The organism is Pseudomonas sp., from assembly GCF_036387035.1.
In the GTDB taxonomy this organism is placed as follows: domain Bacteria; phylum Pseudomonadota; class Gammaproteobacteria; order Pseudomonadales; family Pseudomonadaceae; genus Aquipseudomonas.
Map to the genome: position 1 here is coordinate 67,916 of NZ_DASVUM010000154.1, position 16,421 is coordinate 84,336.

The window sequence follows — 16,421 nt, forward strand, 5'->3', positions numbered from 1 at the left end:
TGCCGATCCACGCCGACACAGGCATCCCTGTCGCGCCCTCCATCGTGCTAGCCTTGGCACTCTTTGGAGGGATGCGACTGCCCCGCAGGTTGTCCCGGATTTCAGGCAGCCAATCGCCCATGAGCAAGAAAACCCCCGTCACCATTTCCGACATCGCCCGCCGCGTGAACATGACGCCTGTCACGGTTTCCCGGGCCCTGAACAAACCCGATCTGGTCAAGCCCGCCACCCTGGCGCGCATCCTGGAAGTGGCTCAGGAACTCGATTACGTCCCCAATGCATTTGCCCGCAGCCTCAAGCGCAGCGAGAGCATGATCATCGGCGTCATCACAGCGTCGGTGGACAACCCGTTCTACAGCGAGATGATCAAGGCGATCTCCCGCGAGGCGAAAACCCGCGGTTACACCATCATGCTGGTGGACACCGACGGCTCCGAGGAACTGGAAGCCAAGGCAGTCGACACTCTTCTGGGTTATCGCGTGGCCGGCATCGTGCTGTCGCCGGTGTCGGACGAGCCGGCCTACCAGCCGGTCTACCTCAGCCGCCTCAGCAACGGTGATATGCCGGTGGTGCAACTGGACCGCGCGCTGCCTGCCAGCCCGTTCAGCCATGTGGTGCTCGACAATTATCACAGCGGCCTGAAAGGCGCGCGCTACCTGCTGGCGCAAAGCCCGGCGATGCAACGCATGCTCGTGCTGACGGGTCCTGCGCATTCGCGGATTTCCGAGGAACGTCTGAAGGGCGTCAAGGCCGCCATCGCCGAAAGCGGCAAGCCGGTGCAGCTGGATGTGTTTGCCGGGGATTACACGCTTGAGCCTTCGCACCAGAGCACGCTGGATTACCTGCGCGACCACCCGCTGCCCGACGCGATTTTCGGCTTCAACCAGCTCATCACGCTGGGTGCCATGAAAGCGCTGCGCGACCGCGATATCGCCCATGACAGCGTGGCCATCTGCGGCATCGACCGGTTGCCGTTCGCCGATATCTTCGGCATCCCCATCGCCTGCATCGCCCACGACGCCTCGCTGGCGGGAAGCAGTGCCGTGAAACTGCTGCTGGAGCGAATAAAAGACCGGCACCTGCCAAGGGCGCAGGTGGTGATTGTCGGGGAACTGGAGAATGGCGTTAGCGGGTGAGCCTGCACCTGCTACACCCCGCCCTCGCCGTGCGACCCAAGCATTCGCCAATGCCGACGCGATCCCCTCCTGCCATTCATTGCGAGTTGTTCCTTAGCGGCTTGTGTATCCGCCATCGATCGGCAGCGATACGCCACTGATCATCGATGCCGCGCTGCTCAGCAGGAACAGGATCGGTGACGCGACCTCTGCGGTTTCGGCAAAGCGCCCGAGCGGAATGGCCGCCAGCGCGGGGTCGCGTTTACTCGGCTCGCCCCAGGCCATCTGCGCCATGGGTGTCAGGGTTACCGTGGGGTTCACGCTGTTGACGCGAATCCCGTGCCGACCCCACTCACCACACTGCACACGCGTCATGGCATCCATTGCCCCCTTTGAGGCGCAGTAACTGAGATGATCGTCCAGGGCGACCAACGACGCCTGGCTCGACACGTTGACCACGCTCCCCGCGACGCCGCTGACGATCATCTTCTTCGCCACCGCCCCGGCGATCAGCGCCGCGGCGCGCACATTGACCGCCATGACCTGATCGAACGCCGTAGCGCTGACGTCAGTGGCGGACTCCAAGACGGAAATCCCGGCGCAGTTGACCAGGCCGTGCATCGCCGGCAACTGCGCCAGCGCTGCCGCCAATTGCTGATGATCTGAAACATCCACACGCAATGCCAGACAGCCCTGCCCCGCGAGTTTTTCCAGCGCCGCTGCATCGCGGCCCATGGCATAGACTTCGGCGCCACTGTTGATCAGTTGCTGCGTGACCTCCCAGCCAATGCCGCTGCTGGCACCGGTGACCAGTATCCGCTGGCCACTGAAATCAAATTGGGCAGTGTTCACAGTCACGCTCCCTGCAAGCGATGCATGATCGGTTTCAGCGCCGGGTACAGCGCCACATAATCGGCAAACAGCCGGGAGTACAGCGCGACGTTCTCGGCTTGAGGCTCCGCCCGACGCTCCAATTGAACCCAGCCTTTGTGGACCTGTGCCTCATCCACCAGCCCGACCGCATGGGCGGCCAGCAAGGCGGCACCGAGCGCCGCTTCGACTTCCTGCACGATGGTGTAGACCGGGAAGTTGGTGACGTCGGCGATGATCTGCATCCACAGGTCCGAGTGGCTGGCACCGCCGACCACGATCAGCCGAGGATCCAGGGACTGGGCGCCTCGGGTGCCCGCTTCGATGTTGTGCCGCAGCGCAAAGGTGACGCCTTCAAGCACCGCGCGGTACAGGTGAATACGGCTGTGATAGAGGCTCAGCCCGACGAAGCTGCCGCTGGCCTTGGCGTCCCACACCGGGCTGCGTTCGCCCATGAGGTAGGGCTGAAACAATACCCCGTCGCTGCCGGCGGGAATCTTCATCGCCGCGCGTTCGAGAATCGCATGACTGTCTTCGCCGCTCTCGCGGCCTTGCTGCTCTTCGGCCTGACAGAACTGCTCGCGAAACCAGCTCACCGAAGCGCCGGCGGTGATCGCGCCACCGAAGATGTAGAGGTCTTTGGCGCCGTTGAAGACGTGGGGAAAACTGACCAGGCCGTGTCGGGCATCAACCTGCTGATTGAGATAACCCCAGCACATGCTGGTGCCGATCATCGCCACGTGGTTGCCGGCCTGAGTGACGCCCGCCGCGAAGGTCGCCATGGCCGCATCGACACCGCCTCCCAGCAGCGGTGTGCGGGCGGTCAGGCCAAGGCGATCGGCCCATTCGGGTAGCAGGCCGCCGACGACATCACCGGAATGAACCAGCCGCTCGGGCATCATCGACGCCGGGATGCCCAACGCGTCGAGCATCTCTGGCGACCAGCCCCGCGCGTTGACGTCGTAGACACCGCCGATGTTGCCGGCAGAGCTGTGGTCCACTGCGACCTCGCCGGTCAGGCAGTAATTGACGTAGCTGTTGGGGGGCAGCAGATAACACGTGTTCGCCCAGACCTGCGGCTGTTTGTCCCTGAGCCAGAGCATTTTGGTGAAGCCGTAATAGCTGTCCACCGAGTTGCCGGTGATCGCGTACAGCCGCTCGAGATCGACGTGCTGATTGACCCACTCGACCTGTTCTTCGGCGCGGCGGTCCATCCAGATCAGGCAGGGGTACAAGGGTTTGAGCTGCGCATCGACCGGTATGCCCGAACCGCCATACAGGCTGCTGACGCACAGGGCTTTGACGCTGTCTTTGGGAACGGCGCTTTTGCGCATGCAGGCGGCGACGCAGCTCTCCACGGCGTCGAGCCAGACCTGCGGCCACTGCTCGGCCCAGCGCGGTTTGGGTGTGTCGACCTTATAACTGTGGCTGTGCTGCGCAATGATCCGGCCCTGGGCATCGACCAGCAATGCCTTGGTGCTCTGGGTGCCGATGTCGACACCGATGACGTAATCCATCTGGGTGCGCTCTTTTTGTTATGGGGTTGGTACGCAGGACTTGCAGGAGCGTGGCTTGTCCCGCGATCGACCGGGAACCGGTCGCAATCATGGGGCCGCGGTCTGCCTGATTCACCGCGTGGCCAGGTTGCTGCCGGTGCCGGCAGATCGCGGGACAAGCCACGCGCCTACAGAACCGGTTATGCGTTGACGGGTTTGAGCAGCACCTTGATCGACTTGGTCGAGTCCGCGAGGGCAAACGCTTCGGCGTAGTCGTCCAGACCGAAGTCATGGGTGACGATGCCGTCGGACGTCACCAGCCCGCGCTCGAACAGGTCGATGGCGATCGGGTAGCAATACGGCCCCAGGTGCGCCCCGCGTACGTCGAGTTCCTTGCGGTCGCCGATGATCGACCAATCGGCGCTGGTCTCGGCGCCGAACACGCTGAACTCGACGAAACGGCCCAGCTTGCGGATCAGGTCCAGACCCTGGGTAACGCCAATCGGCACACCGGTGGTTTCGATGTAGACGTCGCAGCCGTAGCCGTCGGTCAGGCCGTTGATGATCTCTTTGGCGTTGTCGCGACTCGGGTTGATGACTACGTCGGCGCCGAATTTCTTCGCCAATTCCAGCCGCTCGTCAACCATGTCGATGACCACCAGCTTCTTCGGCGTTTTCAGCGCAGCGACTTGCACCATGCACAGCCCCAGCGTGCCGGCGCCGGCGATCACCAGCACGTCGTCGAGCTGCACATCACCCCGGTTGACCGTGTGAATCGAACACGCCATGGGCTCGATCAACGCCGAGTCTTCCAGCGAAACCGATTCGGGAATGTGGTGCACGATGGCGGTCTTCGGAATGCGCATGTACTGCGCCATACCGCCCTCGGCGACATCCTTCTGGAAGCCGAAGATGTTGTGCACTTCACACATCCAGTACTTGCCGGATTTGCAGAACTTGCACTTCTCGCAGGGCACGATCTGCTCGGCGATCACCTTGTCGCCCACTCTCACGCCGAAGTGTTCTTCAGCGCCCTCACCTACGGAATCGACATAACCGAAAAACTCATGCCCCGGCACGACCGGCGCCTTGACCCACGGGCTCTCGCCACCCCAGAACATCGCCGCGCCCGAATGGCATTTGCAATCACTGGCGCAGATGCCGCAGGCACCGATGCGGATCACCAGTTCATTGGCCCGCGCCACCGGTTTGCTGATCTGCTCCAGACGGTAGTCTTTCGGCGCATGGCAGACGACGGCTTGCATGGTGTTTGTAGTGTTTTGTTCCATGTCGGTTCACCTGTTTGGGTAGTTGGGTGGCGAATATCGCGCCACCGTTGTTCATTTCGGATTCATGCCTGCCAGCGCGGCCCTTTCGTGACCAAGGTGGCGCGCTATTCGGTCATTCCCACAACGGGCAAGGGTGAGGCTGCACATATCTCCGGCCGCCGAATCTGTGGGAGCGAGCTTGCTCGCGAAGAGGCTTGCGCAGTCACCCCACACCTTATTTATGCCGCTGCCGACTGATGAAAATGGCCAGCAAAATGATTCCGCCCTTGATGACGCTTTGTACATAAGGCGAGACGCCGAGCATGTTCAGGCCGTTGTTCAGCACACCCAGCAGCATGGCGCCCACCAGCGTGCCAATGATCACGCCGCGACCGCCCGCGATCGAGGCGCCGCCCAGCACCACGGCGGCAATCGCGTCCAGCTCGAACCCCACGCCTGCGTTCGGTTGCCCGCTCATCAGGCGCGACGACAACACCAGCCCGGCAATCGCTGCCGTCAGCCCGCTGATCGAATACACCAATAGCTTGAACCGCGAGGCGCGCACGCCAGACAGGCGCACGGCCTCTTCGTTGCCGCCGATGGCATAAACGTAGCGGCCAACGCGCGTGTGCTGCAGCAGCACCCAGGCAAAAAAGTACGTCGCCAGCATGATCAGGATAGGCACCTGAATCCCGAACAGCGTGCCGCGCCCGAACCAGGCAAACCAGTCCGGCATGCCGGCAATCGGGTAGCCGTCGGTGTACATCAGGCCCAGACCGCGCGCGATGCCCATGGTCGCCAGCGTGACGATGATCGGCGGCATTTTCAGGTACGCCACGAAGATGCCGTTGCCCACACCAAAGCCCACGCCAATCAGCAGTCCGATAAGGATCGCGATCGGCGCCGGCACGCCGGCAACCATCAGCCCGGTGGTAAGCGTCCCCGACAACGCCATCACCGGCCCCACCGACAGATCGATACCGCCGGTGAGAATCACGCAGGTCATGCCCACGGCGATGATGGCGTTGATCGACACCTGCCGGGCGATGTTTTCCAGGTTCGCGCCGGTGAGAAACTTGTCGCTGGCGAAGATCATGAAGACCGTCACTACAACCAGACCCACAAAGGGGTAGAACGCCGGCGAGCGAATCAATCGGGCAAAGTTGAGCTTCATCCGGTTGGGCTGCACGGTCATGGGTTTAATGGAGGTGTTCACTGTTCAGGCTCCCGGTGGCGTGGCGCATCACTTCCTGCGGGTTGATGGCCGAGGCCTCCAGCACATGGACGATAGCGCCCTTGTTGAAAACGGCCACGCGGTCGCACATACCGATGATTTCCGGCAGTTCCGAAGAGATCATGATGATCGCGAAGCCTTGTTCGGTGAGTGTGCGCATCAGCGTGTAGATCTCCGCTTTGGCGCCGACGTCGATGCCTCGGGTCGGCTCGTCGAAGATCAGAATGTCGCAGTGGTGGTTGATCCACCGCGCGATCACCACCTTCTGCTGATTGCCGCCGCTCAGGTTGATAACCCGGCTTTCACAGCTCGGGGCCTTGATCGACAACTGCTTCATCAACTGGGCCGTGATTGTGTCTTCCTTCTGCCGGTCGAGCAGGTGCGCCGCGCCTTCGTACTTGCCCAGGTTGTTCAGGGAGATGTTCTCGCGGATGCTGAAATCCACGATCAACCCTTCACTCTTGCGGCTTTCCGGCAACAGACCGATGCCACTGGCGAGCGCCTGCGCCGGATCGTTGAGGTGCGCCGGCTGCCCGCGCAGCAGCACATCTTTGCTGACCACCGGCAGCGCACCGATCACGCCTAGCGCGAGTTCCGTACGCCCGGACCCCACCAGTCCGGCAAAACCAAGAATCTCGCCCTTGTGTAAATTAAAGCTGTTGTGCGGGCCGTTGCGGGTCAGCTGGATATCGCGCACCTGCAGCACGACTTCGCCTTGAGCACGGGATTGCTTGGGCGGGAAGCTCGCCTCCAGGCGCCGTCCGACCATCATCTCCACCAAGGTGTCGATGTCGCTGTTGGCGACGGTCAACGCGCCGACATTGGCGCCATCGCGCAGCACGCTGATGCGGTCGCAAACCTGAAAAATTTCCTCCAGATGGTGGGAGATGAAGATCACCGCCACGCCCTGGCTTTTCAGCTCGCGCATGATGTCGAACAGCAGCTCGGCCTCAGAGGGAGTCAGGGTCGCGGTGGGCTCGTCGAGAATCAGCAGGCGCGCCTCAAGGGCCAGTGCTTTGGCGATCTCGACGAACTGCTGCTCGGCGACACTCAGGTGCTGCACCGAGCAATCAAGATTGATCTTCACGCCGAGGCGGTCGAACAACGCAATGGCCTTTTCTCGCATGTCACCTTTGCGCAGCAAGCCGAAGCCGTTGACGATCTCGTGGCCAAGGAAGATGTTCTCCACGGCATTGAGGTAGGGGATCAGGCTGAATTCCTGAAAGACGATGCCAATGCCGGCCGCAATGGCTTCGTTGTAGGTCGCGAAGTGCTGCTCCGCACCGTCGATAAGAATGCTGCCCTTGTCCTGATGCTCGACGCCCGCGAGGATCTTCATCAGGGTCGATTTGCCCGCACCGTTTTCGCCAAGCAGCGCGTGAATTTCGCCGCGCTCGACCTGCAGATTGATCGACTTGAGCGCCTGCACGCCGGGGTAGCTTTTACAGATGTTTTCCAATTGCAGAAGGCAGCTCATGCGCACCTCGTCGCAGCAGAACATCCGCTGCGCCACTTACAAAAAATCCGCGGCCTGAATCCCTGGCCTGAATCCGTGGCGCCCGTCTGTTCGAAACCACCTCAGACGAGCAACGCCACGCCCGTTACCAGGTGAAGGTTTTGGCCTTGGCCTGATCCACCAGCAGAATGTCGACCGGAATGGTCGCCGGGACTTGCGAGCCCCACTTCTTGGCGAGCGCCAGGCCCAGGGCGAGACGCACCTGGTCACGGGGGTACTGAGCGGAGGTCGCGATGAACTTGCTGTTGGGTTTCTGGATTTCCTTGACGGCTTCGGGCGCGCCATCGACGCTGGTCAGCTTGACGTCCATGCCGCTGGATTCGATGGCGGCCAGTGCGCCGAGCGAGCCGTTGTCGTTGACGCTGAACAAGCCTTTGAGATTGGGCTGCGCCTGGAGCATGTTTTCGGTCACGGTGAGCGCCTGATCACGCTCCTGCTTGCCGTTCTGAATGCTGACAATCTTGATGTCTTTGTATTTGCCCAGAGCTTCCTTGCAGCCGCGGACGCGCTCGAGGATCGGCACCACCGCGATGCCGTCGAGAATACCTACATCGCCCTTGCCGCCGATGTTCTTGGCCAGGTAATCGCAGGCCTGCACACCGGCGTCGAAGTTCTTCGAGCCGACGAATGAGTCCAGCGGGCCATTGGCCTGGGCGTCTACGGCGACGACCACTACGCCTTTGTCGTGGGCCTGTTTGACCGCGGACTGGACGCCTACGGAGTCAGTCGGGTTGATGATCAGGATGTCGATGCCCTTCTGCAGCATGTCTTCGATGTCGCTGATCTGCTTGGACACGTCATGGCGCGCGTCAGTGACCAACAGCGTCGCACCGATGCTGGCGGTGGCGTCTTGAAGGGCGTCCTTCATGGTCACGAAATAAGGATTGTTGATCTCTTGAAACGAGGCACCGACTTTCAGCGGGCCACTCTTGGCGGCATCGGCGGCTTGAACGTTGACGGCACTGGCGCAGGCGACAGCCACGGCGAGTGAACAGAGAGCGGCTGAAAAGCCCTTCTTGAGGCGAGTTGTCATAGCGAAAAATCCCGTTGTTTTTATTGTTAAAGCGGAAATGTCATCGTTAACATTTTCGAAATTAGCAGAGAAACCGGGGGTTCGCAACATCCGCCAGCGACCGTTGGTAAGTCGGTGAAAACGACCGTTGGTGAGTTTCCTGACCCGCCTCGTTGACAGCCTTGAGATCTCTGCCGATACTCCGATTCGCGTTGTACGACAACGCATAACCGATAACAAAAATAAAAAGGAATATTCCCATGACGATGACCGTCAACCGGCGCCTGTCGCCCCGAGAAATCCACCCCACCTCCCCTTCTTATCTGGCTTCACTGGCAATGGCTGCGCTACCGCGCGCGTCTGCGTACGCCGACGCACGCGCGAGCGACTAATCGAACACGGCCGTATCGATCAGGCAGTGAGCCTCATTCAAAACCGGTGACTTGATCACCCTCTCCACCACTTTGGCGCCCACGGCGGCGACCTTCGGTGCGGGACCGTTTTGTCAGCAGAAAAGGGAGAACAATAAAAATGAAGATCCAGACCAACCGTTCGTGGCTCATGCTCGGCGCCGGCAGCGTCGCGTTCAGCCTGCCATTGATGACCTTCGCTGAAGGCTTCGTCGATGACACCAAAGCCACGCTCAATCTGCGCAACGCTTACTTCAACCGCAACTTCACCAATGCGGCGAACCCTCAGAACTACGCCGAAGAATGGACGCAAAACTTCATTCTTGACGTGAAATCGGGGTTCACTCAAGGCACGGTCGGCTTCGGTCTCGACGTGCTGGGCCTGTATTCGCAAAAGCTCGACGGTGGCAAGGGCACGGGCGGTACCCAGCTGTTGCCGATCCATGACGACGGGCGCCCCGCTGATAACTTCGGTCGCCTGGGCGTGGCAGCGAAAGCGCGCGTTTCCAACACGGAACTGAAGGTCGGCGAATGGATGCCGGTGCTGCCGATCCTGCGTTCCGATGACGGCCGTTCTCTGCCGCAGACCTTCCGCGGCGGGCAGATCACCTCCAAGGAAATCGCCGGCCTGACGCTATACGGCGGCCAGTTTCGCGGCAACAGCCCGCGCAACGATGCGAGCATGGAAGACATGTTCATGAACGGCAAATCCGCTGCGTTCAAGTCCGATCGGTTCAACTTCGGCGGCGGCGAATACACCTTCAACGAGAAGCGCACCCAGGTTGGCCTGTGGTACGCGCAACTCGAAGACGTCTATCAGCAGGAGTTCTTGAACCTCATCCACAAGCAACCGATCGGCGACTGGACCGTCGGTGCCAACCTGGGCTACTTCCTTGGGAAGGAAGACGGCAACAAGCTGGCCGGCGAACTGGATAACAAGACCGCCTACGCCATGCTGTCGGCCAACTACAAAGGCAACACCGTCTACCTCGGCCTGCAAAAGGTTTACGGCGACGACCAGTGGATGCGCGTCAACGGCACCAGCGGCGGCACGCTGGCGAACGACAGCTACAACTCCAGCTATGACAATGCCAAGGAGCGCTCCTGGCAGCTGCGTCACGACCTCGACTTTGCGGTGCTCGGCATCCCCGGCCTGACGATGATGAACCGCTACATCAGCGGCGATAACGTACACACTGGCACCGTGACCGACGGCAAGGAGTGGGGCCGCGAATCCGAGTTGGCCTATACGGTCCAGAGCGGCACGTTCAAGAGCCTCAACGTCCGGTGGCGTAACTCTTCGATGCGTCGCGATTACAGCACCAACGAGTTCGACGAGAACCGGGTCTTCGTCAGCTACCCGATCTCGCTCATGTAGCGGTCAATTGTCGTCTCCGATGGGCGGCAGGTCGTGGCGATCCCTACTGCCTTACCGCTCTTCGGAAGACGTTTGACCCAGGCGTTGGACGGCTTACACCTTCGTCGCGTTGACAAAATTTGCGGGCCCTGCTGATAATCCCGCAAACGTCATACGACAACCGATGACACCATAAAAACAACATCAGAATCAGGGCTTCCCACGATGACTGAATTCAACGCCCAGGCCCCGCTCAACCGCATTTTGCTGACAGGCGCCGCTGGCGGCCTCGGTAAAGTCCTGCGCGAAAGCCTGCGTCCGTTTGCCAGAATACTTCGCCTTTCCGACATCGCGGACATGGCGCCGGCAGCCGGCCCCCACGAAGAAGTCCAGGTCTGCGACCTGGCCGACAAAAACGCGGTTCATCAGTTGGTCGAAGGCGTCGACGCCATCGTTCACTTTGGCGGCGTCTCGGTCGAACGATCCTTTGAAGAGATCCTCGGCCCGAACATCTGCGGCATCTTCCACATCTACGAAGCGGCGCGCCGGCACGGCGTGAAGCGGGTAATCTTCGCCAGCTCCAATCATGTCATTGGTTTCTACCGCCAGGATGAGGTGATCGACGCCAGCGCCATGCGTCGCCCGGACAGCTACTACGGCCTGTCGAAATCCTACGGCGAAGACATGGCCAGCTTCTATTTTGATCGCTACGGCATCGAAACCGTCAGCATCCGAATCGGCTCCTCATTCCCTGAAGCCCAGAACCGCCGCATGCTCGCCAGCTGGCTGAGCTACGACGACCTGACGCAACTGATCGAGCGCGGGCTGTTCACCCCGAACGTAGGCCATACCATCGTTTACGGCGCTTCGGACAACAGCAAAGTCTGGTGGGACAACCGCCTGGCCAATCATTTGGGCTATCAGCCGAAAGACAGCTCTGAACAATTCCGCACCAAGGTCGAAGCGCAGCCGATGCCGGCGTCCGACGACCCTGCCCTGGTTTATCAGGGCGGTGCATTCGTAGCATCCGGGCCGTTTGGCGACCAGTAAAACTCATCGACGACCGTGCTGACCGTGAGGTCGGCCTTCAAATAAAAATCACGGAATGATCGTCATGACGGCAGAGCTGATTCTCGATGCACGCAACGCGACGGGTGAGTCCCCGGTCTGGAATGCGCAGGAGCAAGCGCTTTTCTGGGTCGATATTCCGGCCCGCCGTCTTCACCGCTGGAGCCCGCAGGACAACCGCGCCACCAGCTGGGAAGCGCCGGAAATGCTCGCCTGCATCGCAAGTTATGGTGACGGAAGCTGGCTGGCCGGTATGGAGAGCGGGCTGTTTCGCCTTCATCCGCAAGACGATGGCACCGTTATCACAACGCCGCTGGCCAGCGTCGACCACGCAAGCGACAACATGCGCTTCAATGATGGTCGCTGTGACCGCCAGGGCCGTTTCTGGGCCGGCACCATGTTCATGGACATGGCAAAGGCTTCGGCGGTGGGTTCGCTGTACCGCTACAGCGCCGGCCAGACCGAGCCGCTGACCGCGCAGATCCCCGACATGATCGTGCCCAACGGCTTGGGTTTCAGCCCCGACGGCCGCGTCATGTACCTCTCCGACTCGCATCCATCCGTGCAGACAATCTGGGCGTTCGATTACGACACTGACACCGGTAAGCCGCATAACCGCCGGTTGTTCGTCGACATGAATCAATACGCTGGCCGCCCCGACGGCGCCGCGGTCGACGCCGATGGCTGCTATTGGATCTGTGGCAACGATGAGGGCGTGATTCACCGCTTCACGCCTGAAGGGAAGCTCGATCGTTCCCTCACAGTGCCAGTGAAGAAGCCCGCCATGTGCGCGTTCGGCGGCTCGAACCTGGACATCCTTTACGTCACCTCGATACGCCCCGGCGGTGACATCAGCGACCAGCCCCTGGCCGGCGGCGTGTTCGCCTTGCATCCGGGCGTCAAAGGGCTTGAAGAACCGTTGTTCAAGGGCTGAGCCACACACTCGGCCTCCGCTACTCGCAGTACCGCTTTGCCGTTCTATCTGAAAACAATAACAACACCGGAGAACATCCATGGACTTCAAACGCAAGTTGCTCCTCGCCGCACTCCCTCTGGCGCTGTGCCTCTCAAACACAGCGCTGGCGGAAATCAAAATAAAGTTCGCCGAAGTACACCCCGCAGGTTATCCCCCCGTCGTCGCTGAACAGGACATGGGCAAGAAGTTGCAGGAACAAAGCAAAGGCGAGATCAGCTTCAAAATGTACGCCGGCGGTGTGCTGGGGTCTGAGAAGGAGGTGGTTGAACAACTTCAAGCCGGCGCCGTCCAGATGACCCGTGTCAGCCTCGGCATCGTTGGCCCGGTAGTGCCGGAAGTGAACGCGTTCAACTTGCCATTCGTGTTCCGTGACCATGCGCACATGCGCAAAGTCATCGACGGCCCGATTGGTCAGGAGATGCTCGACAAAATCACCAACTCTGAATTCAAGCTCGTCGCCCTGGCATGGATGGACGGCGGTACGCGTAACCTCTACACCAAGAAGCCGGTTCGGGACATCGCCGACCTGAAGGGCATGAAGATCCGTGTACAGGGCAACCCTGTGTTCATCGACACCATCAACGCGATGGGCGGCAACGGCATCGCCATGGCGACCGGTGAAATCTTCAGCGCCCTGCAAACCGGTGTTATTGACGGCGCCGAAAACAACATGCCGACCTTGCTTGAGCACAACCACTATCAGAACGCCAAGTTCTACACCCTCACCGAGCACTTGATCCTGCCCGAGCCTGTCGTGATGTCCAAGGAAACCTGGACAAAACTCAGCCCGGAGCAACAGGCGCTGGTGAAAAAGCTCGCGGTGGAAGCTCAGGCCGAAGAACGCGTGTTGTGGGACAAAAAGTCTGCTGAAAGCGAAGCGAAACTCAAGGCTGCCGGGGTTGAGTTCATCACGCTCAAGCCTGATCAGAAGAAAGCTTTCTACGACGCAACAGCGAGCGTGCGAGCCCAATACGGCGCGCCGTACGCCGACCTGATCAAGCGCATCGAAGCCGTTCAATAAGTCCTTCAGCCCGATAGCACGGCGGTAGCGGCCTGCCCGCTCCCGCCGTTGTGGTGAGCCTATGAAAAACACGATTCTGCGCTTCAATGACGCACTGTATCGCCTCTGCATCGGGATCGCGGGCCTGTCGATGCTGACCATGGCGCTGATCATCCCGTGGGGCATCTTCGCCCGCTACGTCCTGGGCACCGGTTCCAGCTGGCCTGAACCGACCGCCATTCTGTTGATGGTGGTGTTCACCTTCTTCGGCGCCGCCGCCAGTTATCGCGCTGGCGCGCACATGGCGGTGAACATGGCCACCGACCGCCTGCCGGAAAATGCGCGCAACGCTGCGGCTGTGCTGGTGCAGATCCTCATGGCTGTGGTGTGCGTATTCATGGCGGTCAAAGGCATGAAGTTGTGCCTGAGCACCTGGAACCAGTTTCTGGGTGAAATGCCGTCGTTGCGGGTTGGCATTACCTATTTGCCGATCCCCCTGGGTGGCGTACTGACGCTGATCTTCGTCCTGGAGAAGCTGTTTCTGGGTGACCAGCGTCATCGTCGGGTGGTGAGTTACGACGTGGTCGAATCAAGCGAAGAGGCAGCATGATGGACGCACTTATTCTGTTGGGCAGCTTCATCCTTCTGATCCTCGTCGGCATGCCGGTGGCGTTCGCTCTGGGCCTGTCTGCGCTGATCGGCGCGTGGTGGATCGAGATCCCTTTCGACGCGCTGATGATTCAGGTTGCGGGCGGCGTGAACAAGTTCTCGTTGCTGGCGATCCCGTTCTTCGTACTGGCCGGAGCGATCATGGCCGAGGGGGGCATGTCTCGTCGCCTCGTGGCGTTCGCCGGGGTCCTGGTGGGTTTTGTGCGCGGCGGCTTGTCGCTGGTCAATATCGTCGCCTCGACCTTCTTCGGCGCGATTTCCGGCTCCTCGGTGGCCGACACGGCCTCGGTGGGTTCCGTGCTGATTCCGGAGATGGAGCGCAACGGCTATCCCCGCGACTTTTCCACCGCAGTCACCGTGAGTGGCTCGGTACAAGCGTTGCTAACGCCTCCCAGCCACAACTCGGTGCTCTACTCACTGGCCGCGGGCGGCACGGTCTCGATCGCGTCGCTGTTCATGGCCGGGATCATGCCGGGTTTGCTGCTCAGTGCCGTGATGATGGTGCTGTGCATGATCTTCGCCCGTAAGCGCAATTACCCGAAAGGCGAAGTCATCCCGCTGCGCAAGGCGCTGAAAATTGCCGGTGAAGCCCTGTGGGGCATGATGGCGATGGTGATCATTCTGGGCGGGATCCTCTCAGGCGTGTTCACGGCAACCGAGTCGGCAGCGATCGCTGTGCTGTGGGCGTTCTTCGTCACCATGTTCATTTACCGCGATTACAAATGGCGCGACCTGCCCAAGCTGATGCACCGGGCGGTGCGCACTGTTTCCATCGTGATGATCCTAATCGGCTTCGCTGCCAGCTTCGGCTACATCCTGACGCTGATGGAAATCCCGATGAAGATCACCACGGCGTTTCTGACCCTGTCGGATAACCGCTACGTGATCCTGATGTGCATCAACATTATGTTGCTGCTGCTCGGCACGGTCATGGACATGGCACCACTGATCCTCATCCTCACCCCGATTCTGCTGCCCGTGATTGTGGGCATCGGCGTCGATCCGGTGCACTTCGGGATGATCATGCTGGTGAACCTGGGTATCGGTTTGATCACGCCACCTGTGGGGGCTGTTCTGTTCGTGGGCGCCGCAGTGGGCAAGGTCACGATCGAGGCCACTGTGAAAGCACTGCTGCCGTTCTATGTCGCGCTGTTCCTGGTGCTGATGGCAGTGACGTACATCCCTGCAATCTCGCTGTGGCTGCCAAGCGTGGTGCTGTAACCACGTCAATGGCTTCAGCGCTCGCTAAAACGAGAACCTGCCGAGCTAAACAAACGCCCTCTTTTTGAGGGCGTTTTGCTTTCTGGTGCATCGCTCGGTATCCCGGTTGGCTGCCATCACGCCGGACTGCATGCCCAGCGCTTATGATTTTCATACCACGACATTAACTCCCCGCATAAAGAGTTCTTCTATATTTATGCCAAATAGTGATTAGCCGAGCGCCGATTTATATCCTTATGATCTGAGTCACCACAACCCAGATCGAGGTTCAGGACATGGCGATTCAGCTCAAACCCGTCGCGGGGAAAATCGGTGCCGAGGTGAGCGGCATCAAGCTTTCCGCCGACGTCTGCGCGCATGATTTCGATTTCATCAATCAGGCGCTGCTCAAGCACAAGGTGCTGTTCTTTCGTGAGCAGTTTCTCACCGACGAAGAGCATGAAGGTTTCTCCCGCCGCTTCGGCGAGCAGGTGCCTCACCCCACCGTTCGCTCCGCTGAAAAAAGCAGCGCCATCCTGCACCTGGATGCCAAAGAGACCCGCGCCAACTCGTGGCACACCGATGTCACCTTCGTCGCCAATTACCCGAAGATATCCATACTGCGCGGCGTGGTCATCCCGCCCTATGGTGGCGACACGGTGTGGGCCAACACAGCGGCTGCCTATGCTGAGCTTCCCCACAGCCTGAAGACCCTCGCCGACGGCCTTCGCGCGCTGCACACTAACGTTTACGACTACGCGGCGCCACGCGACACCGGGGAAGCGGGCGTGAAACGCTACCGCGAGCAGTTCACCGCTGAACTCTACGAAACCGAGCACCCACTGGTGCGCGTGCACCCCGAGACCGGTGAGCGCAGCCTGTTGCTCGGGCATTTCGTCAAACAGATTCAGGGCATCAGCAGCAATGACTCCAAACAGCTGATTCGCCTGTTCCACGACCGCATCACGCACTTGGACAACACCGTGCGCTGGCGCTGGAGCGAAGGCGACGTGGTGATCTGGGACAACCGCGCCACTCAACATATTGCCGTCAACGACTATGGCCAGGCCGAGCGCGTCGTGCGCCGTACCACCGTGGCCGGTGACATTCCGGTGGGCGTCGACGGACGTGCCAGCCAAGCCATCAAACCCACACCCGACACCCTCTCGCCCAAGACAGAAGCCGATAAAAAACACCTGGCTGCCTGACCGCGCGTCACTCATTTAAGGA

At 60.5% G+C, this 16,421-nt stretch carries 14 protein-coding genes; 8 read left to right on the plus strand and 6 right to left on the minus strand.

The window, feature by feature from the left end:
* Positions 1-119: 119 nt before the first annotated feature.
* Entirely contained in the window at positions 120-1,136 is a 1,017-nt protein-coding gene (locus VF672_RS14745) for a LacI family DNA-binding transcriptional regulator (RefSeq protein ID WP_331105311.1), read from the plus strand.
* Positions 1,137-1,229: 93 nt separating this feature from the next.
* Here the strand turns inward: VF672_RS14745 and VF672_RS14750 are convergent, their stop codons facing one another.
* The 6 genes from VF672_RS14750 to VF672_RS14775 all read right to left on the minus strand — a co-directional run bounded on the left by VF672_RS14750 (position 1,230) and on the right by VF672_RS14775 (position 8,532).
* Positions 1,230-1,967: an SDR family oxidoreductase gene (locus tag VF672_RS14750; protein ID WP_331105312.1), complete on the minus strand. Its 738-nt coding sequence runs from the start codon at positions 1,965-1,967 to the stop codon at positions 1,230-1,232.
* Between the two features lie 2 nt (positions 1,968-1,969).
* Entirely contained in the window at positions 1,970-3,502 is a 1,533-nt protein-coding gene (locus VF672_RS14755; RefSeq protein WP_331105313.1) for an FGGY-family carbohydrate kinase, read from the minus strand.
* 179 nt (positions 3,503-3,681) lie between these two features.
* Positions 3,682-4,770: an alcohol dehydrogenase catalytic domain-containing protein gene (locus VF672_RS14760; RefSeq protein WP_331105314.1), complete on the minus strand. Its 1,089-nt coding sequence runs from the start codon at positions 4,768-4,770 to the stop codon at positions 3,682-3,684.
* A 214-nt stretch (positions 4,771-4,984) separates the two neighbouring features.
* Positions 4,985-5,944, minus strand: coding sequence for an ABC transporter permease (locus VF672_RS14765; RefSeq protein ID WP_172613032.1), 960 nt, complete (start codon positions 5,942-5,944; stop codon positions 4,985-4,987).
* A 4-nt stretch (positions 5,945-5,948) separates the two neighbouring features.
* Positions 5,949-7,460 carry a sugar ABC transporter ATP-binding protein gene (locus VF672_RS14770; protein ID WP_331105315.1) on the minus strand — a complete coding sequence of 504 codons (1,512 nt, stop codon included), beginning with the start codon at positions 7,458-7,460 and terminating at the stop codon, positions 5,949-5,951.
* Between the two features lie 124 nt (positions 7,461-7,584).
* Positions 7,585-8,532, minus strand: coding sequence for a substrate-binding domain-containing protein (locus tag VF672_RS14775; protein WP_331105316.1), 948 nt, complete (start codon positions 8,530-8,532; stop codon positions 7,585-7,587).
* Between the two features lie 510 nt (positions 8,533-9,042).
* On the opposite strand from VF672_RS14775, the gene VF672_RS14780 reads away from it, so the two are divergent.
* From VF672_RS14780 to VF672_RS14810, 7 genes are all read left to right on the plus strand, one after another.
* A complete protein-coding gene (locus VF672_RS14780) occupies positions 9,043-10,299 on the plus strand; it encodes an OprD family porin (RefSeq protein ID WP_331105317.1) in 1,257 nt (418 codons plus the stop codon).
* Between the two features lie 204 nt (positions 10,300-10,503).
* The gene (locus tag VF672_RS14785) at positions 10,504-11,328 is read left to right on the plus strand and encodes an NAD(P)-dependent oxidoreductase (RefSeq protein WP_331105318.1); all 825 of its coding nucleotides are present in this window, start codon (positions 10,504-10,506) and stop codon (positions 11,326-11,328) included.
* Between the two features lie 64 nt (positions 11,329-11,392).
* On the plus strand, positions 11,393-12,280 hold the full coding sequence (locus VF672_RS14790) for an SMP-30/gluconolactonase/LRE family protein (protein WP_331105319.1): 888 nt from the start codon (positions 11,393-11,395) through the stop codon (positions 12,278-12,280).
* Between the two features lie 79 nt (positions 12,281-12,359).
* Positions 12,360-13,343: a TRAP transporter substrate-binding protein gene (locus VF672_RS14795; RefSeq protein ID WP_331105320.1), complete on the plus strand. Its 984-nt coding sequence runs from the start codon at positions 12,360-12,362 to the stop codon at positions 13,341-13,343.
* A 61-nt stretch (positions 13,344-13,404) separates the two neighbouring features.
* Positions 13,405-13,932: a TRAP transporter small permease gene (locus VF672_RS14800; RefSeq protein WP_331105321.1), complete on the plus strand. Its 528-nt coding sequence runs from the start codon at positions 13,405-13,407 to the stop codon at positions 13,930-13,932.
* The gene (locus tag VF672_RS14805) at positions 13,932-15,212 is read left to right on the plus strand and encodes a TRAP transporter large permease (protein ID WP_331105336.1); all 1,281 of its coding nucleotides are present in this window, start codon (positions 13,932-13,934) and stop codon (positions 15,210-15,212) included. Before VF672_RS14800 ends, VF672_RS14805 begins: the two co-directional genes overlap by 1 nt.
* 275 nt (positions 15,213-15,487) lie before the next feature.
* Complete coding sequence (locus VF672_RS14810; RefSeq protein ID WP_331105322.1) at positions 15,488-16,399, plus strand: TauD/TfdA family dioxygenase; 912 nt, start codon at positions 15,488-15,490, stop codon at positions 16,397-16,399.
* Positions 16,400-16,421 lie beyond the last annotated feature (22 nt).

What these genes read in the sequence shown, in the direction of transcription:
- VF672_RS14755 (WP_331105313.1), bottom strand. Translation starts at nt 3,502, where the DNA reads ATGGATTACGTCATCGGTGTCGACATCGGCACCCAGAGCACCAAGGCA.
- VF672_RS14780 (WP_331105317.1), top strand. Translation starts at nt 9,043, where the DNA reads ATGAAGATCCAGACCAACCGTTCGTGGCTCATGCTCGGCGCCGGCAGC.
- VF672_RS14745 (WP_331105311.1), top strand. Translation starts at nt 120, where the DNA reads ATGAGCAAGAAAACCCCCGTCACCATTTCCGACATCGCCCGCCGCGTG.
- VF672_RS14800 (WP_331105321.1), top strand. Translation starts at nt 13,405, where the DNA reads ATGAAAAACACGATTCTGCGCTTCAATGACGCACTGTATCGCCTCTGC.
- VF672_RS14785 (WP_331105318.1), top strand. Translation starts at nt 10,504, where the DNA reads ATGACTGAATTCAACGCCCAGGCCCCGCTCAACCGCATTTTGCTGACA.
- VF672_RS14770 (WP_331105315.1), bottom strand. Translation starts at nt 7,460, where the DNA reads ATGAGCTGCCTTCTGCAATTGGAAAACATCTGTAAAAGCTACCCCGGC.
- VF672_RS14775 (WP_331105316.1), bottom strand. Translation starts at nt 8,532, where the DNA reads ATGACAACTCGCCTCAAGAAGGGCTTTTCAGCCGCTCTCTGTTCACTC.
- VF672_RS14790 (WP_331105319.1), top strand. Translation starts at nt 11,393, where the DNA reads ATGACGGCAGAGCTGATTCTCGATGCACGCAACGCGACGGGTGAGTCC.
- VF672_RS14810 (WP_331105322.1), top strand. Translation starts at nt 15,488, where the DNA reads ATGGCGATTCAGCTCAAACCCGTCGCGGGGAAAATCGGTGCCGAGGTG.
- VF672_RS14805 (WP_331105336.1), top strand. Translation starts at nt 13,932, where the DNA reads ATGGACGCACTTATTCTGTTGGGCAGCTTCATCCTTCTGATCCTCGTC.
- VF672_RS14760 (WP_331105314.1), bottom strand. Translation starts at nt 4,770, where the DNA reads ATGGAACAAAACACTACAAACACCATGCAAGCCGTCGTCTGCCATGCG.
- VF672_RS14795 (WP_331105320.1), top strand. Translation starts at nt 12,360, where the DNA reads ATGGACTTCAAACGCAAGTTGCTCCTCGCCGCACTCCCTCTGGCGCTG.
- VF672_RS14765 (WP_172613032.1), bottom strand. Translation starts at nt 5,944, where the DNA reads ATGACCGTGCAGCCCAACCGGATGAAGCTCAACTTTGCCCGATTGATT.